We start from the raw sequence: 20,076 nt of genomic DNA on the forward strand, positions 1-20,076 counted from the left end.
CTGGTGCGAAGCAATCTGCTAGCTGTCTGCAAAGGTTGGAATGATCAGCCGCTCCAGCATGGATTGCTGTCGAGTGCCGAATTCGTCGCGTTCACCGGGCCCGAGCGAGACCGAAATAATCGGCCGCTCCACGGTAATCTTGATCGCGTTGCAGTTGTCGACGAAATAAGTGCCCACGATTGAGGTCAGCTCGACGCCGAGTTCGTCCGCCACCTTGCGCGCGCAGAAGAAATTCGAGCGCAACGCCGCCTCGTACGCGTCCTTCGATACGAACAGCAAGTCGAATGTCATCCGGTTGATCCCTGCGTTCCTGCTCCGGATCACGCGGGCGATGTCCAGCAGACGCCGGCTTCCGGACGGCATCGCTAATGGCGGCACGTCCTCGATCGCGCAGAGCGTCCTGTCGTCGAGATTTTGCGTGCCGGCCGGTTCGCCCACGTCGAAGTACGCTGCTCTAGCCTCCCCTGTCCTGCTCCATTCGCGGCCGTTTGCGCTGTAGTAGTGAACGGGAAACATGCGGTTGCGAATGACGTCCTCGTTTTGAAGAAGGTGATAAAGCGTCCATTCATATGCATCGGGCGGATCGGTCGCATCGCGCTCGCGCAGCGTCCCCTTTCTCAAACCCACGCGACGCGCGCCCTCGAGCTTGATGCTCAACGGCCACGGCTTGCCGGTGCGATAAAAGCGGCTCTTACGAATGCCCGCGCTACGCGCACCGACAGCGAAGAACTCCGTCCTGGCCATCGCGAGCACGCCTTCAGGATAGAACTGCAACTGCGGATGAGCCTGCCCATGGAGCGAATGCGCGGCGAGCGAATACGGCGTGCAGGAACGGTTCTCGTCGGGTGCGATAAAGACCGCGCTGCCGTCGTCGTAAATCTCCGCTACAAGACAGTCCGATGACGAGCCGGGATCGCAAGCGAGCGCGCCGGACTGGAGCACGTGCCCGACGTGATACGCAAGCCCCGGCGCAATGCCGTGGCGGAGCATATCGGCCGCGAAGAGCGCCGCGCCACACGAACGGCCCGCGAAAACATACTTCGCGCCGCCGTGCAGCGCTGCAAGTAGCGGATGGATGCCCATCTGGCCGACAATCGTACTTTCGCGCAGCGACGCTTCATCGGGCGCGGGACCCGCGCCGAGCGGGCGCAATGCGCCGGCGCGCGCTTCGTCGATCACAATGGCCGGATCCAGTTCAGACCGGATGACGGCCACTTTCGCATCACGCACGTCGAGTTCTTCGAACACCTCTTTGGCGACCCCGAGCATCCAGTCGAGATTGCGATCGCCACCAGCCATCCCGCAGCTACCGAGAATCACCGGGGCCGCGATACGTTCTGCGGCTTCGACCATCTTGCGAAAGTCGTTTTTGACCGCATCACGCTCGAAGTATTGGCCACCGCCGGCAAGGTAGTACGGGCTCGCGTCCATCGAACCGGCATCGGCGATCACGGCGTCGATACGCCCACCAGCCAGCGCCTTTTGCAGCGATTCCCGCGGGAATCCGGCGCCCAATGCGCCGCATGTGGCGACCACCCGATAGATTAATTTCGCCACACCAAACCTCACGCCATGCATCGGACGACCTCATGTCGTCTCCAGGATGCCAAGGCTCGAGTCTGAGCGTTTTTTCAAAGCGGGAAAAATACTGTCTTGCGATGCGGGTATAAGCGGCCACGATAGCTCGCGACGGATCATTCCCCGGCCGGTTCGACGCCCGGCACCGGGTGCTCGGACAGGTGCTGTTTCACAAAGCCAGCAATGAAATCGCGCACCGCTTCCCCAGCGGCTGCGAGCGGCGTCTCCGCAGAAGAAACGATGCTGGCCGTCAGCGAAACTGCGGGTTCGATGGCTTGCGCGGAAATATTGGCGGGCAGTTCGTCCGTGCCACCAAGCGGCAAGATGGTATCGCCGACACCGGCTTGTACGGCGGCGAGCATATCGGCACTCACGTCGGCTTCAGCCGCGACATGCGGTTCGATTCCTGCCTCTGCGAACAGCCGATCGAGTACAAGCCGCACGATGTTCGGCTGATGCGGCAATACGAGTGGAAGATCCGCGAGTTCGCGAAATGTGATCGATCCAGGCCTGACCGAACCGTTTGCCCGGCGCAGAAGAAAGAGCCGTCGATCGAATAGCGGCACACGGACACAACCCGCATACGGCTCACCTTCGAAGAGCACAGCGAGGTCGATGGCGTGTTCGCGAATGCTCGTGGCCAATTGGATGCTGCCGGCGGACGAAAGCTTCAGTCGCACTTTGGGCAGCGCGATGCGGCATGCCGCCATGATCGGCCCCGCCAACTGCGCGGCGAGAGGAAAAGCCATGCCGATGGAAACGCACCCCTCCACTTCTTCGCCGTGTCCACGTACGACCTCAGGCAAGCGCTCGACGCGCCGCAGGATCGCACTCGCCTCCACGTAAAGCCGCTCGCCTGCGGCCGTCGCGTTCACGCCGCGAGCGCTGCGCTGCAGCAGCGATACGCCGAGCTGATCTTCGAGGTCGGCGATCTGCTGGCTCAAGGCAGGCTGGGCGACATGGGCGACCTGTGCCGCGCGCGAGAAACTGCCGGCATCGACGATTGTCACGAAATAACGCAACTGCCGGAGTTTCATCTAGCAGCACCTCGCCGGAGTGGCCGCCATGAAGGCATACGCGCCTCGCGCGTGGTTGTTCCGCATGGCCCGGAACCGCGCCGGCTCGGGTCGGAGAGTTTGCTCGTCGGCTATGAGTAGCAGATTCCTGAAAAGCGAAGCGATCGGCGCTCAACGAGTCTACAGCGTTGCCGGTCGACGTACAATCCGCGCTGTTGGCGCTTTCCTGAATGCCGACGGTTGCTGGCGCTTTGGCCGGCGGCGGTCTTTTGCATGTCGGGGTGACGTCGACGCCAACAAAGGAGACCGCCGTGAGATTAATGGCCGTGATCACCGCTGTTTTTGCCCTGGCTGCCACGCCTGCCTTCGCCGCCGATGTCGGCTTCGAGGAGGTCAAGATAGCGAACGGCGCGGAGCCGCCGCTAACGGCCGGGATCTGGTATCCGACCAGCACCCCGGCGACACCGCACGCCCTGGGCAACGTCACCCAGACTGTGGCGCCGGGCGCTCCGATCGCGGGTCATCGCCTGCCGCTGGTGGTGATGTCGCACGGCGGAGGCGGATGGTACGACGGCCATTACGGTACGGCACTTGCTCTCGCTCATGCGGGCTTCGTGGTGGCCTCGGTCAGTCACGCCGGCGACACGTTCAATGACCAGAGCCGGGTGTTGCAATTGTGGCGCCGTCCCGCCCAGCTTCACCTGCTGGTCGACTACATGCTTGACGAGTGGCATGGGCATGGACGGCTGAATGCGGCCCGTGTCGGCGCGTTCGGCTTTTCCAACGGCGGCTTCACCGTGCTCGTGGCCGCAGGCGGGACCCCGGACCTTGCCCAGATCGCCCCGTATTGCGACGCCCACCCCGAGCATGACCTCTGCGCGACGCTGAAGCGGGCCGGCGTCGATCCTCGTCTCCAGGCAGATATTCCGGCCGGCGCATGGGTTCACGATCCACGGATCAAGGCCGCCGTCATCGCCGCGCCCGCGTTCGGTTTTGCCTTCGGACGCGCCGGGTTAAGCAGCGTGCACATCCCCGTCCAGCTCTGGCGAGCCGCCGACGATCGTCATCAGCCGCATCCTTACTACGAGGAAGCCGTACGCGCCGACCTGCCCCGGCCGCCCGAATATCACGTGGTCGCCGACGCGGGCCACTATGACTTCCTGCCACCGTGCGATGCGCGTCTGTCGCAGAAGAGGCCGGAAATCTGCGAAAGCCTGCCGGGCTTCGACCGAGCAGCGTTCCATGAACAATTCAACGCCGACGTGGTGCAGTTTTTCCAGGCAACGCTGCGCTAGTCGATTTCCTGTCTTTTGTGCACTCGCGGTGCGTCGATCCGCGAACTGTCGAGGCTCGCGCTTGTCGGAATTGCATAGACCCGTTACAGGATAAATGGATGGCGCTCTCTGTAAGGCAAATTAAAGCTCCTGCTGCGGTGACACAGCTAGCCGTCGCGATGCTGCTCAGCGTGAGCAGCGCGTGTTTTGGCCAGGCTTCCGATACTGCCGATACCCCGGATACCGCGCCCGCAAGTGTCGACGTTGCCGCTCCCGAAGTTGCCTCTCCCGAAGTTGCCTCTCCGATTGCTGCCTCCGAAGTTCCCGCCGAGCCGGGATGTTCCTCGGTAGTACTCAGTTGCAATACGCCATCGCGGCCCATTGCGCCCGAACACCAGCTGCTCGATCCCGCTACGGCGCGCGATCAGGCGCAACGCGCGCAAGCGCAGGCCGATCAAATCGCCGCCGAGCAGGCCTTGCAGCGACGCATCGAGTTCGCGCGTCTGCATCCGAACGCGATCTTTGTGTACGGCGACAAGCCAACGCCACAGGAAAGCGTATCCGATGTCTTCAACCGGACGCTCGGCGTGCCGACGACGACCCTCACCACCTCGACCTTTGACGCAACGGGTCGGAGGACAGAATGCGTGAGTGCCTGTCGTGGGCCGCTTTGCTGTGTCACGACGCCCTAGACGAGGTAAAAATCCACCACTCCGAGCGTGCTATCGCCTCCGGACAGTGGAGTCCAGTGGACGAATTCCTCGCCGGGTTGGAGGCCATCACCATGCTCCCGGCGCTAAATCCGACGTGGGCCAGATCGTGCAGCGACGGCAAGAGGTCCGCTAGTCCTGACTGCTGCACCAGTAGGACAGATACAGGGGATCCCCGCCTCCGACCAGCGCGTTGTGGATGCTCGGGTTTTTGATGCCAACGGACGTGAGAAGAAATTTCATGATGCCTCTCCTGGCCGTTATACATGAGTCAAGTCAGACGCCTAAGCAGGAAGCGCCCGCGCGACCTGGCGCCGCCTCTCGAACATGCGCTGTCAGCGCTTGAAAATAGCCTTCGCTGTATCGAAGTCGATCGGAGACGATGTGTGTTCGTGGATGATTTTCCACGCGTCGCCCTTCCGCCTGAGCGTCAAGCTCATCCGATTGTCCAGCAAGCGCAAATCCACACCGTCGGCATTAACCGCTTTGTATGTCACGAAGGTGTGGACAACGCCGAGGTCCTGGACGACGGTCGTTTGTGTGTCGCTGAAATCGACGATAACGCGTTCCGTACCCAGCGAGTCGAACCAGGTCACCACCATTTCCCGCCAGGACGCAATGCCGGTGTACGACCATACGCCCCACATGTCGAAGACCGACACGTCCTGGTCATACAGCGCAACGAGCGAGTCGACGCTCTTCGCGAATACCGCAGCTTTGTAGTCGTCAAGAACCTGCAGGATCGGATTGTCGGCTTTGTCCACAGTATTTTCTCCCGGGTTACGTTGGTTTCAAGGTAACGACGATCGACCAACGCAGGATCGACATCTACCGGAAAAAAATATTCGCTCGGCAATGGAAGCTGGAGGTGCATCGGGCAAATTGCGCCGCGCTCGCGGGGCTGCACGAACGGCACCTTACAGCAGGCCTGGATATTGACGGCTCTCGAAAGAGCGATTGGATTTTTACGCCGTCACATGCGATGGACTTTCCTTGCTCACGCGCCCTACAGTTCGCTCACGATCTTCTTCGCCCTCAACACCGACGACGGACTCATACTGAGCTCATTGACTCCCAGGCCGATCAGAACCGGAATCATCTCCGGACGCGCCGCCGCCTCACCGCACACGGCCACGCTGATGTTCGCCTTCTTCGCCGCCTCGCAGACCATGCCAATCGCACGTAGCACCGCCGGATGATCGGTCCTGTACAACGCCGCCAGATTCGGATTGACGCGATCGACGGCCATCACATACTGCGTCAGGTCGTTCGTGCCGATTGAGAAGAAGTCCACCTCGGGCGCCAGCAGGTCGGCTGTGAGCGCAGCGGCCGGCGTCTCGACCATAATGCCCAGTTCTGGCTGCGCGTAGGTCGCACCTTCCTGGGACAGCTCCTGTGCGCAGGTTGCAAGCAGCGTCTTCACCGCGCGAATTTCATCGAGGTCGTCGATCATCGGCAACATCACGCGCACATTGCCCACCGCTGCTGCACGCAGCAACGCGCGCAATTGCGGTTTGAACACATCAGGACGATCGAGGCACATGCGCACGCCACGCCAACCGAGGAACGGATTGTCCTCCTGTGGGAAGACGATGCCGGGCACCGGCTTGTCGCCACCGACATCGAGCGTACGGATCACCACCGGACGTGGATGAAAAGCCTGCGCAAGCCGGCTATAGACGCCGTACTGCTCGTCCTCGTCGGGCAAGCTGCGGCGATCCATAAACAGCAGTTCCGTGCGGAACAGGCCCACGCCCATCGCGCCGGCTTCGAGTGCCGCGTCGATCTCCGCCAGTGAACCGAGGTTCGCGGCAATCTCGATGTGCCGGCCGTCACGCGTCACCGGAGCGACGTCGCGGTACACGCTCAATGCGGCGCGCCGGTTACGGTCCTGGGAAATACGCTCGGCAAAGTCCGCCTGCAGCCCGGACGACGGATCGAACCATACGTGCCCCTGCGAGCCGTCGAGCGCGACGTATGCCGCTTCGCGCAGGCGCTCCTCCGACACCGGCAAACCCAACACTGCCGGGATGCCATGCGCACGCGCCATGATGGCAAGATGCGAAGTCGCGCTCCCCTTGATGCACACGAGACCTTTGATGTTAGCGACACAAGCGCGCGCGAAATCGAGGGCGCTCAGATCGGAGGCCAGCACGATACAGGGCTGGGTCAATGAAGCAAGGCTCACGTCATCGCGACCGAGCAGTCGCAACGCCACCTGACGCGCAATGCCGCGGATATCGTCGGCACGGCTGCGCACATATTCATCGTCCATCGCGAGGAAAGCGGCGGAGAGTTCTTCGCCCACATGCAGCGTCGCCGCGGCCGCATCCCAGCCTGACGTGATGCGATCCTTGACGGCGCCGGAAAACTCGTCGCTTTGAGCGACGTCCGTCAATGCCTCGACGATATCGCCATGCTGGCTCATCGTTTCGAACTGCGTATCAAGTGCGGCGATCGCTTCGCGGAACGCTACGCCGAAGCGGGCCAGCTCCCCCTCCACTTCATCCGGCTCGATAAACTGCCGCGCCGCACGCAACTCTTCGGGCAAATAGACGAATGCTTCGCCGTATGCCAGACCTTCGCTCGCCGCCACGCCACGCACTGGCGGCTCGCTGACGATGGCTCCCTCCGCTACCAGCGCCTGCTCCTGCTCCTGCTCCTGCTCCTGCGTCTGAGCGGCTTCCGCCAGACCCGCAGCCGCTCCAGGCCCGGTTGCCCCAGCCGGTTCCTCCAGGCCGCCATTCCCGTCATGCCGCGCAAGCGCCACCCCCGCGGTAGGCTCCGAGAGGAACTGCAGCAGCCGGCGCACCGCATCGCTTTCGTCCGAGCCATCGGCTCGCAGCAGAATCTGATCGTCCTGTTTGACGCCAAGCAGCATGAGCTTCACCGCGCTTTTTGCATCGGCGCATGTCGAGCCGCGAAAGACCTGCAGCGAGCAGGAAAACTCTTTCGCGAGTTTGGCGAACTGCGTGGCGGGACGCGCATGCAGTCCTTCGTTCACCTTGACGACGATTGCGGTTTCTAGCATGACAGGACCTTCTTATTCACGGAACACATCCAGCCGATTGCACCACTCTGCCTCATGACCGCGCCATTCCGGCATGACCGTCTGCAACATCAAACATCGACAATCTCGATCACGGTGCCGCTCCGGATCCACGCGAGCAATGCATCCGTGTCGACCGGTTGCGCGCAGATTTCGCCGGGACGCTCAGCGGTGCTCGAACCGTTGAAATTGATCACCACGTGACCCATCTCGTTCACCTTGTTCCATGCCGTCGGCCCCACTGCGGTGACAAACGCACTGACTTCGCCAATGCGCAACTGCGACCCCGCACGCGGCGCCTCCGGATGCAGCTGTTCGGCCCGATGCAGCACGGACACCTCGGCGAGTTCAGGCGGTGCGCCATGCGCGTAGAGAATCATCACGCCGCCTTCCAGCAGGTCCCGCACTTCGGGACCGACCTCCGAGATCACCGTCTTGTAGTAATGCATAGTCATTCCATCTCATCCGTTAAAGTGCAAAGCTCGCCGCCCACGCGATCAGAACCGAAATGGGGCCCATGATCTGCCGGCTGATCAGGACCGCCGGCACGCCGATCCGGATCGTCTCCGGCTTGGCTTCGCCAAGCGCCATGCCGACCGGCACGAAGTCGCAGCCCACCTGGGTGTCGTAAGCGAACAGGGCTGGCAGCGCCATCTGCGGCGGAATCGTGCCGTTGCCGATGGCCGGCCCGATGATGGCCGCGCCGATCACCTGAGCGATCACCGCTCCCGGTCCAAGTATCGGCGAAAGGAACGGCAAGCCGCAAATCGCGGACAGCACGATCAGGCCGACGATGTTGCCGGCGAGCGGTGACAGCAGATGGGCGAGGCCCGTGCCGATCCCGGTCGAGTTGATGATACCGATCAGCATCGTCACAAAGGCCATGAACGGCAGCACGTTGCGGATCACCGTATCGATCGCCTTGCGCCCGCTATTGAACAGCACGTTGACGACACCGCCCATGCCGCGCCCGATCCGCGTAATGAAGCCGATCAGGCCGCGCGAGCTTTCGGCTTCGCGCGTGGCAGCGCCGACGACACCGCCACCTGCAGGCGCGGCAAACGGCGAGGTGGAGTGACTCGCGCTACGTGCGGCACTCGCGCGCGCATCGCCTGGCGCATCGTCTTCCACCGCCGTCAGGTTTTCCGGCGTGACGCCCGATACATAGGTATCCTCGGTAATGAATTGCGCCAGCGGGCCGGATTGACCCACCGAGGTCAGATTGATGGTCGGAATCTTCTTGCGCGGATAGACACCGCAGCGTGCGGTACCGCCGCAATCGATCACCACCGCGGCCATCTCCGATTCGGGCGGCGGCGTACGGAAGCCATCGACCAGCACACCGCCCGTCATTTCGGCAAGAACCCTGGCCAGTTCAGGAATGCTGCCGCCCGTCACGGCGACGATCTTGTTGCGTTCTGCGGTGGGGTGAATCAGGAGCGGGCCACCCCAGCCGTTGGGTCCACGCTCGACCTTCACCGTTCTGTATGCTCTCGTGTCCATTTCAGGTCTCCTCAGTCTCGATGTTGGATTGCCGGCTACGGCAGTGCATCACAGTTCGATGTTTTCCCGGTGAGCCAGAATCCGGGTCAACGCTTCAGTCAGGATGCCTTTCAGCAGATTCACAATGAGACCGACGATCAGGTAAAACAGCGCGAGTTTAGGAATGGAAAACGCCAACGCATGGCTTTCCGCCAGTTTGGTGAGACCAGCCGCCACGCCGAGCCAGACAAACAGCTCGCCTGGATTGCAGTGTGGAAAGAGACCGGTAATCGGATGGCACAGCGAAACAGCGGAATCGTAAAACGCGGGCTTATGCTTCTCTTCGAGAAAAACCCCAAACGTATAGGCCATCGGATTGGTCAGGAAGAACATCGCAAGCAGCGGCAACAGCGTATAACGCGTCACGACATTCTTCGAAAAGAAGCGCGCGAGGCCTTGCACCCGCTGCTCGCCGATCAGGGCGATCAGCGTGTACACCGCGGTCAACAGCACGATCAGCGTGGGCAGGATGCCCACTACGAAGCCCACAAACGTTTTACCGCCGGCATTGAAGATGCCGATGAACCCTTCTGCGACATGCGTGAGCCAATCGAGGATGAACATGGCGAATCTCCCAGATAAACCGAAACGATCGCGAAAAGCTCCGCAAGGCGTGATTCAGCGTGACCCGGCGGAACCGGAAACAACAGTTTGCTGAACTATCTAACCAGGAAATCAGGTGGGCGCTTGCGCCGCGCGTTGGGCGCGCTCGAGGGCATCGGTGGCAGCCTGCGCAATGCTGCGGCGCAACTTCGAAGTCTTCAGACGGGCGTTGAACTCGCTCGTCGACAGGCCGGCAAACCCTTCATGAGGACGGAAACGCGTGAAGACCGTGAGACCGGACATGCTGAGGAACTGGCAGACGCGCAGATCGGGGGACAGCACGACGATAGCGACCGCGCCGCGTCCGAGTTTGACCTTGCAGGCGCCGACGCCGAGAAAGCCGCTCTGCCAGCGCTTTGCAGAGTCACGAATCGCGTCGCCATAGCGGCGCATCTGAAACCATGAACCGACCAGCTGCAACGCCCAGAACACCGCCAGGGCGAGTAAGGCACCGCGCACAAAGTCCATCGTCGTCTCCTATGTCCCATGCAACATAGTTATCTGTGAACATCTTGTACTTTGGATAATACAATTGTTCATCTGGAATATCATTGGGGAAAACGCCATCCATTCCCCTCTCACTCTCTCATCACGCGCTTTGCCGAACGGTTGCACAAGTCGCATGGTGCGCTATCGTATCGCGACACGCGCGCTCGTGTTCGCCGCCGTTGCAGATGCCATGTTTTGCACGACTATACGGGCCACCTGCGCCTCGGCTTCGACGTGCGGTAAATGACCCACACCCGCGAACCGGTGCACCGCGATATGGCCGGGCAAGCCGTCTGCATGCCTAACCGGCAGTATCCGGTCCTGCTGTCCCCAAAGCACGCGTACGGGCATCGTCAGATCGTTGAGCAGATGCCGCAGATCCAGCATTTGGGTGCCGTCGGGAAAGAACGTATCCGCCACCACCGCGAGCCGCTCACGAACCTCGGGGCTCTCCAGTTGCTGCCACGCAGTGGCGACAAAGCCTTCGTCCAGCCGCGCCGGGTCTGCAAATAACTGCTTGAGCCATGGGACGAGACTTGCGCGCCGCGTCGCGTCAGTGAGGCCGCGCAGGAACGAACCATTGCTCTCGGGTCCCAGACCCGCTGGAGCAAGCAGAGCCAGTGAGCGCACCTCAAGCCGTGAAGCCTGTGCCGAGGTGGCCAAGGCCAAAGCGCCACCGAAAGAATGGCCGACCAGGTGACAACGCTCGATGCCTGCGTCGAGCAAGGTGTGCTCGAGCGCCGCAATCATTTCTTCCAGCGACCCCGCCGCCTCTGCCGCGGATTTGCCGTGCGCGGGCAAGTCCACCGCCAGTATGCCGACCTCCGTTCCGCCAAGGCGCGCCACCGCCTGCGAGAACGGTCGCCAGCCGTTGGATTCCGCAGCGAAGCCGTGCAACAGCACCAGTGGATCGCCGCTTCCCTTGCGTAACGCGATGCTGTGCAGAAGGTGCGTGTGCGGTGCTCCTGTGACTGCCGGCTCTGGCATCTCCTCTAGCATGGCCGCACGCAGCACATCTTGCGCAGCCACACGTCCATGTGGCCCGGACCCCGCAATCCCCACAAGCTGCAACCCACGTTCGCGAGCAAGGCGCCGCGCCGCCGGGGTTGCCCGCAAAGGTGCTTGCGTGCCAGCGGCAACGACGTCGTCCGCTGCGGCCCTACCACCATGCTCACCGTGCTCGACTAACGCCTCACCCGCCGCATAAATCCATGCGACAGCCGTACCCACCGCTACCGACTCGCCAACCGGCGTATTGATCTGACGGATGATGCCGCTTGCCGGCGCATCGATCTCCATGGTCGCCTTGCTGGTCTCGATCTCGAAGATCAGCATTCCTTCGCGTACCTCGTCGCCTTCCTTGACATGCCAGGCGGCGATCATGCCCTCGGTCATGTCCATGTCGACGCGCGGCAAGATGACTTCGGTCGGCATCTCACCCTCTCCTGCCGACGATGCGCCGCGCCGCCGCGACAATGTCGTCGACCTGCGGAACGGCGGCTTTTTCCAGCTCGGGGTTGTACGGCAGCGGACAATCGGCGCCGCCCAGCCGGATGACGGGCGCGTCCAGGTAATCGAAGGCCTCGCTTTCGCAGGCGATTGCGGCGATCTCCGCACCTATACCAAGCTGCTGCACACCCTCGTACACGCAGATCAGCCGCGAGGTCTTGCGGATGCTGGCAATGATCGCCTCGCGGTCGATCGGCCGGATACTGCGCAGATCGATCACTTCGGCATCCACACCTTCCTGCTCGAGTTGCGCCGCGGCTTCCAGCGAGCGGATCGCCATGATCGAGGTCGCCACGATCGTGACGTCGCGTCCCGCGCGACGCACGGCCGCCTTGCCGATCGGCACGGTGTAGTAGCCCTCCGGCACCGGCCCTTTGCTCTTATACAGCAGCTTGTGCTCGAAGATCATCACCGGGTCCGGGTCTTCGAGCGCGGCCAGCAACAGGCCCTTCGCATCGTGCGGGGTGCTTGGCTGGATTACCTTGATACCAGGCACGTGAGCAAACCAGGCTTCGAGACTCTGGCTGTGCTGAGCGGCCGCACCGGTACCCGAGCCCGCTGGAAAGCGCATCACCAGCGGCACGGAAGCCTCGCCGCCGAGCATGAAGCGCATCTTGGCCGCCTGATTGACGATCTGCTCCATCGCAAGCGTGGCGAAATCGGAGAACTGGAATTCGTAGATCGGCCGCGAGCCCGTCATGGCCGCGCCCACCGCGACGCCCGCGCCGCCCAGTTCCGAAATGGGCGTGTCCATCACCCGTTCCGCGCCGAAGCGCTGATAGAGGTCGCCCGTGACCTGAAATGCGCCGCCATAGACGCCGATGTCCTCGCCCATCAGGAACACGCGCTCGTCTCGCTCCATCGCAATGGCCATCGCCTCCTGAATCGCCTGGGCGTAGGTCAGTTCGCGCACTGCGTCGTGCGTCTCCGTCTCTTGCACCGCATGCGTGTGTTCAAGCACGTCCGCTGTCATTGCTCGCTCCCACTGGTCGACGCATACACGTAACGGGTCAGGTCGGCCCGCGCCGGCGAAGGACTGTTCTGTGCAAACTCGAGGCCAGCCTCGATCTGCGCTTCGACTTCTTCCCGCAGCGTGGCGATACTTGCGGCATCGAGCAAGCCGCACTGCAACAATTCGCTCTCGAATCGCACGATCGGATCGCGCGCACTCCACGCGTCGATTTCCTCGCGCGTGCGGTAGCGGTTGCGGTCGCTCTTCGAGTGACCGCGCAAGCGGTAGGTTTCGCATTCGAGCAGCGTGGGGCCGTTGCCCTTGCGCGCATGAGCAACGGCTTCTTCGCTGGCGTTCAGCACCTCGACGAAGCTGTTGCCGTCGACTGTCACGCCCGGCATGTCGTAAGCGAGCGCGCGCTGCGCGATGTGTGTGACCGCCGTGGAGCGTTCCACCGACATCGACATCCCGTAGCGGTTGTTCTCGCACACGAAAATCACCGGCAGCTTCCAGATCGAAGCGAAGTTCAGCGACTCGTGGAAGGCGCCCTCGTTATTGGCGCCATCGCCGAAGAAACACATCACCACGCTGTCCTTGCGCTGCCGTTTGATGGACAGCGCTGCGCCCACCGCAATCGGCATCCCGCCGCCCACGATGCCGTTCGCCCCCAGGTTGCCCTGGCTCACATCGGCGATATGCATCGAGCCGCCGCGGCCGCGGCAATAGCCGGTCTCCTTGCCGAAGAACTCCGCGAACATGCGCTTCGGGTCCGCGCCCTTGCCGATGCAATGACCGTGGCCGCGGTGCGTGGAGGTGATGTAGTCCTTGTCCGTGAGCGGCAGCGTGGCGCCAATCGCGCTCGCCTCCTGGCCGATGGAAAGATGCATGGTGCCGTGGATCAGACCACGCATATATGCCTGCTCGGCGCTCTCTTCGAAACGCCGCACGAGAATCATTTTGCGCAAGGCTTCGCGCAACGCCGCGGCATCGTGCCGGAACAATACCCCGCGCAGTGCCGTAGCCGGCCTCGTGGGCAATGCCTCTACAATCTCCTGCATGTCCATCCTCCTTGACGGGGCGGTGCACCCGTTCGTTACGCGACCGCGAGCGGCTTGCCGTAGACCATTTCGTCCTGCAGACGGCGCAGCGCGACGATCTGCGAATCGCTGTCCACGGCGCAGTTGCGATAGGTCAGCAGTTCACCGCGACGAATCGGCTGCGTGACGCGACCGTTTTCGATCAGCCCGCATGGCACGGCATGCTGCGTGCGCGCGTCGCCCACGGTCATGGCCCAGGCGCGATAGGTGTATTCGCCGATCGCGTCGAGCCGCTCGCCCGGTTGCAGGTCCTTCTTGGCGACGGCGCAGACCTCGACGACCGGCACCGGCAACGGCTCCATATCGGCGCGGCGGTACAGCACCGAGCGCGCGCAGGTGAGCGGCACTTCGAGGCTGGTCAGGTGATACGGGCGGTAGAACGTGTAGTACGGCCCCGCGCCGAGCTTCAGGTCTTCCATGCGTTCGCGCAGGCGTGGATGCGCCAGTTCCGCGACCACGAACACGCCGGGCGCCACGCCCTTGCCAATGGTGTAATCGACCACGCCCTTGCGCGACAGGATGCCGCCGTCCGCCACCGGGCACAGCACCTTGTGCAGCTCATCGAGCGTCGCCGACGGCCCGTGCATGCCGGGCACGTCCGGCGTGAGACCGGTGGCGTTGCCGATTGCCGCCATCTCGACGGCTGTCTTCGAACCGTCGACGAACTCCACCAGCATGCGCGGATTCATATTGCGGCGTTTGGCCTCGTCCATATAGACGTCGGGGGTCGCGTCGATATTGAGCGGGTTGTTCTTGCCCTTGCCCGCCGCGACGATCGGATAGCCGAGCGCGCTAACGAACTGGATCAGCTCGATGGTGGAGCTCGGTTCGTCGCCCGCGCCCAGCGAATACACCACGCCAAGCCGCTCCGCCTCGCGGCGCAGATAAGCGCCGATAGTCACGTCCGCTTCCACGTTCATCATGACCAGGTGCTTGCCGTGCTCCATGGCAAGCAGGCCAATCTGGGCGCCGACCGCGGGCTTGCCGGTCGCATCGATCACCACGTCGATCAGGTCGCTCGTGCAGACCGCGTCGACGTCTTGAGTAATCGCAATCTCGCCGGCTTCGATCGCCTGTTCGAGCGCGCTGCGCGTGTCCACCATCCGGTACCCCGTGTCCGCACCGTTGGCGACTCGCACGGCGGCGCGCGCCGCCTCGGGCCGCAGATCGGCGATCGCGCCAATTTCCAGGCCGTGCATCTGCCGCACCTGCGTCACGATATCCGTGCCCATCTCGCCGCTGCCAATCAGACCAATGCGGATCGGACGGCCGGAGGCGGCACGCTTTTCGAGGTCGGCCGCGAGGCCGCTGGGAGTGATGTTGTGCATGGGCATAGCTCCTGAAATTCAGCGCACGAAGACGTATCGGCAGGCGCCTGTGCGCCCCGAGATCGAATAGAACTTATGTATTTCACAATAGCACTTTGTTCACTCCAGGGACAAGGTCGAGTTTTGACAAGGCGGCGTTTTCAGGCTTGGGATTTACCCGTACGCGGACGTGCGCATGCGACGCGGCATTGCCGTTTCCAGGGTTTATCTGGAGCGTGGAAGTTCAGAGGAGAACGAACGAGCGCACGAATGCGCAAGCGAACGCTGCTTGATGCGGGGAGCGGAGAAAATGGGGCGGATGCCCGTCAGGCGGCACGACAGGCAGGCGGATCAGCGCACGCCAGCCCGCCGGCCTTAAGATGTGTGCCGCTCAGCCAGGACCGGCAAGCTTGAGGACGTCTTTCGCGGTGTACTCGTCCGTGATGAGGACAGTCGGCCTGATTATCTTCAGCGCGGCAGCCAGTGCCGGCACTTTGCTGGCACCGCCCGCGGCCATCACGCGTACGGGTACCTTCTTGACGATATCGAGCGGCACCGACATCACGCGTTCATTGATCGGATGATCGACCAGCTTGCCGCTGGAATCGAAGAAATTGAACAGCACGTCGCCCACTGCGCCGGCCTTCAACAACGACGCGCGGTCGGCATTGGAGATGAATTTCGACACATGCGCCGTCGCATCCGCGCCCATGCCTGCAGCACCGAGCACGACTGCGTCGAGCGACTTGGCGAGTTCGAAAATATCGCCAAGGCCGCAGCGTTCGATCAGGGTCTGACGCGTGGCCGCGCTATCCACCACCAGCGGTGCGGTCATCAGATAACAATCCGCCTGAAACAACGACGCAAAACGCCAGGCGAATTCAGCCGGGTTGAACTTGCGCGCTTTCATGATGCCGCCGAGCAGCGACACCACGGACACGTTCTCCACCGTGCGCTCGCTCATGAAGGCGAGCGAGCTGACCAGGGTCCGGCCCCAGGCCACGCCAATGCGCATGTCGGCACGCACCAGCGACGACACATAGGCGCCGGTCGCCGCCGCGATCGGACCGGTTGCGTCGGCGCCGCGCGCCGATAGCGGCACGACGATCGCCTCGTCGATGCCGAAGCGGCTTTCGAGCAGACGCTCTGCCTCGACACACTCCGCCAGACGATCGCCGATGCTGATCTTCACTTCGTTGCGCTCGCGCGCAGCGGCCAGCAACCGTACGACAGTCACACGCCCAACGCCCAGCTTCAGGGCGATTTCGTTCTGGGTCATTTCCTCGACGAAATACATCCACGCGGCCCGCAAACGCAGACGCCGCGCGGGATTCTGTTCGTCGTTCTCGACGCTTTCCGGGGCAACACTCGCTTTCTGCAACCTCGGCTCCCAAGATGAAAAAAGGCAATCTATGCACTGAACACTTGTGCTATCTTAACTTCAAATGTTGCAACATTGAGACACCCATGGAGTCAAAATCGCCCTTGCCGCAGCATCTCAGCCGCGACATCAACCAGCTCGGGCTCGCGCTGCGCGATTGTGCGCGTCAACTGCGTTACGCGGCACGCAACGTGCCCGGACCGCTCAGAAGCGACCGGCCTGTGGCGCCGCTCGCGTCTTCCGCAACACCGCTCAAAGCGCCCTCCTATTTGTCGCTCGAATCGGTCGCCCATCTGGCGGACGATCTGATCGAAACAGCCGAGTCATTTGCGGGTCACGCTGTACCGACCCTGCAGGACCACTGGAAATCACCGGTTCTGCTGGAACCGCTCACCACTTACCTCGAGATGGCCACCGGGCCCGCAAAGACGCTGCGCAAATTTTCGATGTCGTATTACGCGGCGGCGAAACGGATGATCATGCAAAGCGGCGCAGCCGACGTGCTGATCTTCGAGCACCGCATCTGCACCACGCTCGAACGCATGGGCGCGGCGTTATCGGCGCCGCAAGCGGCCCGCGCGATGTCCTCGCGCAGCGCGCTATGCCTCGCATGCGCGCAACTCGTGTTGTCGCTGCTCGAGACGCAACCGATCCGCAGTACCCGTTTCGAAGTCCTACCGGATGTGAACGCACCGTGGTGGCTCGTCACGGAACCGAACGCCTACGTGTTCCTGATGCTGTCGTTAGTGTCGCTCGCGAAAGACACCTGTACTTCAGGCATTCCCACCGAGCCGGACGCTGCCGTGCGCTTTTTCTCCGACGTGGTGGGTGCACGCGAAACAGCGTTCAAGCAGGCACTCAAGGGCCCCGAACCGCTGCATGCGCTGAGTCACGAAATCGAGTACGCGATCGCCCATCTTTGCTGAGGCCGGCGCTGCACGTCTGCGAGGAGTTGTGCGAATGAGCCAACCGATCTGTAGCATCGAAGGACAGGAAATAGCGACGTGGAAGCGTGTGCAAAAGCTCACGCTATGCCGCCAGCTTTTGCAACGGTGCTGCGACGAGTACCGGGAACGGCACGCATTGCCGGTCGAAATCGACGACCGCAATTTCACCACGGCATTCTTTGCGTGGATCGACGTCGTCGAGCGCAGTGCAGACTATCGCCGTCAGAACGAGCAGGACTACTTCCAGTTTGTGTTCGGCGTGCTGCTGCGCGACTTGCTGCGCGAGAAAGCGATTCACCTGAAGAAAGACGCCTCGACGCAGTTACGTCCGTCGCCGGGAAACATCGCCGACTGGTGGCCGGCCGGTTACGTGCTGACCCACTTTTGCATCGGCACGCTCAAAGCCACCCTGCGTGAACAGTGCGCGGTGGAAGTGCAACCGTCCGACGCGATCTCTCACCCGGCGGTATGGCAATCGTTTCGCGAGAACATGATCGAAGAGCCGGGCCTTGCCATCGCGTTCTTCGACAAGTTCATGGGACTCGAGCCCAACTGGCGCGAGCCGACCCAGATCAATAACCGGCCGGCCGCAGCGCGACGTCCCGCGAAGATCCAGTAGCGTCTACACAAAACGAACGCTTAGGCCTCCGGCACTCCGCTTCCGGACAGACTCGAGGCCTTAGGGAAGCGAGTCTCGATCACACGGTGGATCTCCTCCACCGCCACCGGTTTGACCAGGTGATAGTCAAAACCCGCGTCATGGGATCGCTGACGGTCGCCCGCCTGGCCGTAACCGGTGACGGCGACTAGCAGTGCACCGGCGGTGCTATCCAGCTTGCGCATCTCCTGGGCAAGCTGAAAGCCGTCCATACCTGGCAGGCCCAGATCCAGCAATACGATCTCGGGCTTGAACTGCGCCGCGATTTCCAGCGCCTGCGTCGCCTCGTGTGCAATGCGCACGTCGTAGCCGTCCGCTTCCAGGACCATCGACAGTAAAGTCGCGGCGTCCACGCTGTCGTCCACCAGCAGCAGGCGCAAAGCCGGTCCTGCGCTCGGCGCTACAGGCGGTGCAGCGACGGACTCGGCCGGCAGCGCCGGCTGCCCCGGCTGCACGCGGCGCGTGAGCGGCAAGCGCACCACGAACTCGCTGCCCTGCCCGGCGCCGGCCGAGAATGCCTGGATCTGGCCGCCATGCAATTCAACCAGCGTGCGCGCCAACGGCAGCCCGATACCGAGGCCACCCTCAGAGCGCTCCAGCGAGTTCTGCGATTGCACGAACAGGTCGAAGATATGCGGAATCGTCTCGGCGCTCATGCCAACCCCGTTGTCGCGAACGGTGATTTGCACGTCTTCATCCGACTCGCGCACGTCGATCAGAATTTCGCCTTCCTGCGGCGTATATTTCACCGCGTTCGAGAGGATGTTGCCGAGCACCTGCGCAATCCGCACGCCATCGCCGACGATGTAGAGCGAGTCGTCCGGCATCTCGGTCTTCACCGTATGCGCCTTTTTGGCGAGTGCGGGTGCGACGGTTTCGACGGCTGCCTCGATCGCTGCGGCGAGACTGACGTTCTCCTGGCGCAGCGTGATTTTGCCCTGCGTGATACGCGCCACATCGAGCAGGTCGTCGACGAGCCGGCTCAGGTGCCTCACCTGGCGTCCGATCACTTCGCGCATCGTTTCGAAATTCTGCGTGGTGGGCGCACGGCTCGGATCGAGCAACTCGATCGCGTTGCGGATCGGCGCAAGCGGATTGCGCAGCTCATGCGCAAGCATGGCGAGAAATTCATCCTTGCGGCGATCCGCGTCGCGCAACACCATTTCATTGGCCTTGCGCTCGGAGATATCGTTGACCACGCCGGCTAGCCGATAGATCGAATCACGCGAATCGCGCACCGGAAAGGCGCGCTCGGCAACCCAGCGCGTCGTGCCGTTGGGACGCACGATCCTGTATTCGATCTCGTACGGCGTGCCGCTGACGAGCTCACGGTACGCGGCCTCGACCATGGCTTCGTCCTCCGGGTGAACCCTTCCTGCCCAGTGCGCCGGTCCCGGCTGCGGCAAGGTCGCCGGGTCTCCCCACAAACGATGATAAGCAGGACTGACGTAAAGCAGTTGATCCGTCGCTGGATCGAGCATCCAGAACACGTCGTCGATGTTTTCCGCCATCTGCCTGAAGCGCTCTTCGCTTTCGCGCAAGGCACCCTCCGCGCGGCGCACGCGCAGCAGCGCGCGCACATGTGCGATGAGTTCGGCGGGTTCGATAGGCTCGATCAGGTAGCTGTCCGCGCCGCCGTCGAGCCCTCTGATCCGGTCGATGCTTTGCACCGCCGCAGCAGAGGTCTGCAGCACCAGAATGGCCGCCGTCTCCGGAGAGGCCTTGATTTGGCGGCATACCTCGAAGCCATTGATGTCCGGCAGCTTGACGTCGAGCAGAACCAGGTCGGGCAGCGAGGCGCGCGCGAGTTCGAGGGCCTGAGTGCCATTGGCGGCCTCGATCACCTCGAAGCCGGCACGTGAGAGGATTCGACTCTTCGCATAGCGGGCGCCGTCGTTGTCATCGACATTGAGTATCAGGTTGGCGGTCGCGTCGTTCATGGAAGATTCTTGTCCGTGGATCGG

18 protein-coding genes are annotated in these 20,076 nt (G+C 62.6%); 4 read left to right on the top strand and 14 right to left on the bottom strand.

Annotated features, from left to right (window positions below):
• Window positions 1–18: 18 nt before the first annotated feature.
• A complete protein-coding gene (locus P3T17_RS29425) occupies window positions 19–1,557 on the bottom strand; it encodes a DUF4387 family protein (RefSeq protein ID WP_429410007.1) in 1,539 nt (512 codons plus the stop codon).
• A 137-nt stretch (window positions 1,558–1,694) separates the two neighbouring features.
• Window positions 1,695–2,615 carry a LysR substrate-binding domain-containing protein gene (locus P3T17_RS29430; RefSeq protein WP_074268621.1) on the bottom strand — a complete coding sequence of 307 codons (921 nt, stop codon included), beginning with the start codon at window positions 2,613–2,615 and terminating at the stop codon, window positions 1,695–1,697.
• 209 nt (window positions 2,616–2,824) lie between these two features.
• On the opposite strand from P3T17_RS29430, the gene P3T17_RS29435 reads away from it, so the two are divergent.
• Window positions 2,825–3,889, top strand: a complete 1,065-nt coding sequence (locus P3T17_RS29435) for an alpha/beta hydrolase family protein (protein ID WP_429410009.1) — start codon at window positions 2,825–2,827, stop codon at window positions 3,887–3,889.
• A 98-nt stretch (window positions 3,890–3,987) separates the two neighbouring features.
• Entirely contained in the window at window positions 3,988–4,560 is a 573-nt protein-coding gene (locus P3T17_RS29440; RefSeq protein ID WP_429410011.1) for a hypothetical protein, read from the top strand.
• A 353-nt stretch (window positions 4,561–4,913) separates the two neighbouring features.
• On the opposite strand, the gene P3T17_RS29445 is transcribed toward P3T17_RS29440, so the two are convergent.
• From P3T17_RS29445 to P3T17_RS29495, 11 genes are all read right to left on the bottom strand, one after another.
• A complete protein-coding gene (locus P3T17_RS29445) occupies window positions 4,914–5,342 on the bottom strand; it encodes a YybH family protein (RefSeq protein ID WP_429410013.1) in 429 nt (142 codons plus the stop codon).
• Window positions 5,343–5,584: 242 nt separating this feature from the next.
• The gene (ptsP, locus tag P3T17_RS29450; protein ID WP_429410015.1) at window positions 5,585–7,609 is read right to left on the bottom strand and encodes a phosphoenolpyruvate--protein phosphotransferase; all 2,025 of its coding nucleotides are present in this window, start codon (window positions 7,607–7,609) and stop codon (window positions 5,585–5,587) included.
• A gap of 89 nt (window positions 7,610–7,698) precedes the next feature.
• Window positions 7,699–8,082 (bottom strand): PTS glucitol/sorbitol transporter subunit IIA, encoded by a 384-nt coding sequence (locus P3T17_RS29455; protein ID WP_074268627.1) that lies wholly within the window; start codon window positions 8,080–8,082, stop codon window positions 7,699–7,701.
• Between the two features lie 13 nt (window positions 8,083–8,095).
• Window positions 8,096–9,130 (bottom strand): PTS glucitol/sorbitol transporter subunit IIB, encoded by a 1,035-nt coding sequence (gene srlE, locus P3T17_RS29460; RefSeq protein WP_074268628.1) that lies wholly within the window; start codon window positions 9,128–9,130, stop codon window positions 8,096–8,098.
• 48 nt (window positions 9,131–9,178) lie between these two features.
• A complete protein-coding gene (srlA, locus tag P3T17_RS29465) occupies window positions 9,179–9,733 on the bottom strand; it encodes a PTS glucitol/sorbitol transporter subunit IIC (protein WP_429410017.1) in 555 nt (184 codons plus the stop codon).
• 111 nt (window positions 9,734–9,844) lie between these two features.
• Entirely contained in the window at window positions 9,845–10,240 is a 396-nt protein-coding gene (locus tag P3T17_RS29470; protein ID WP_074268630.1) for a transcriptional regulator GutM, read from the bottom strand.
• 162 nt (window positions 10,241–10,402) lie between these two features.
• Complete coding sequence (locus P3T17_RS29475) at window positions 10,403–11,695, bottom strand: acetoin dehydrogenase dihydrolipoyllysine-residue acetyltransferase subunit (RefSeq protein WP_429410019.1); 1,293 nt, start codon at window positions 11,693–11,695, stop codon at window positions 10,403–10,405.
• A 1-nt stretch (window position 11,696) separates the two neighbouring features.
• Window positions 11,697–12,743, bottom strand: coding sequence for an alpha-ketoacid dehydrogenase subunit beta (locus tag P3T17_RS29480; protein ID WP_429410021.1), 1,047 nt, complete (start codon window positions 12,741–12,743; stop codon window positions 11,697–11,699).
• The gene (locus P3T17_RS29485; protein ID WP_074268633.1) at window positions 12,740–13,780 is read right to left on the bottom strand and encodes a thiamine pyrophosphate-dependent dehydrogenase E1 component subunit alpha; all 1,041 of its coding nucleotides are present in this window, start codon (window positions 13,778–13,780) and stop codon (window positions 12,740–12,742) included. Before P3T17_RS29485 ends, P3T17_RS29480 begins: the two co-directional genes overlap by 4 nt.
• 35 nt (window positions 13,781–13,815) lie before the next feature.
• Window positions 13,816–15,147: an NAD(P)H-dependent oxidoreductase gene (locus P3T17_RS29490; RefSeq protein ID WP_429410023.1), complete on the bottom strand. Its 1,332-nt coding sequence runs from the start codon at window positions 15,145–15,147 to the stop codon at window positions 13,816–13,818.
• 370 nt (window positions 15,148–15,517) lie between these two features.
• A complete protein-coding gene (locus P3T17_RS29495; RefSeq protein ID WP_429410025.1) occupies window positions 15,518–16,507 on the bottom strand; it encodes a sugar-binding transcriptional regulator in 990 nt (329 codons plus the stop codon).
• An 86-nt stretch (window positions 16,508–16,593) separates the two neighbouring features.
• Here P3T17_RS29495 and P3T17_RS29500 point away from each other — a divergent pair, with 86 nt between their 5' ends.
• Both P3T17_RS29500 and P3T17_RS29505 read left to right on the top strand, forming a co-directional pair.
• Complete coding sequence (locus P3T17_RS29500; RefSeq protein WP_074268636.1) at window positions 16,594–17,433, top strand: hypothetical protein; 840 nt, start codon at window positions 16,594–16,596, stop codon at window positions 17,431–17,433.
• A gap of 34 nt (window positions 17,434–17,467) precedes the next feature.
• Entirely contained in the window at window positions 17,468–18,073 is a 606-nt protein-coding gene (locus P3T17_RS29505; RefSeq protein ID WP_074268637.1) for a hypothetical protein, read from the top strand.
• Between the two features lie 20 nt (window positions 18,074–18,093).
• On the opposite strand, the gene P3T17_RS29510 is transcribed toward P3T17_RS29505, so the two are convergent.
• Window positions 18,094–20,052, bottom strand: coding sequence for a hybrid sensor histidine kinase/response regulator (locus P3T17_RS29510; protein ID WP_429410027.1), 1,959 nt, complete (start codon window positions 20,050–20,052; stop codon window positions 18,094–18,096).
• Between the last annotated feature and the right edge of the window lie 24 nt (window positions 20,053–20,076).

Source organism: Paraburkholderia sp. GAS82, assembly GCF_050436285.1.
Classification (GTDB): Bacteria; Pseudomonadota; Gammaproteobacteria; order Burkholderiales; family Burkholderiaceae; genus Paraburkholderia; species Paraburkholderia phenazinium_B.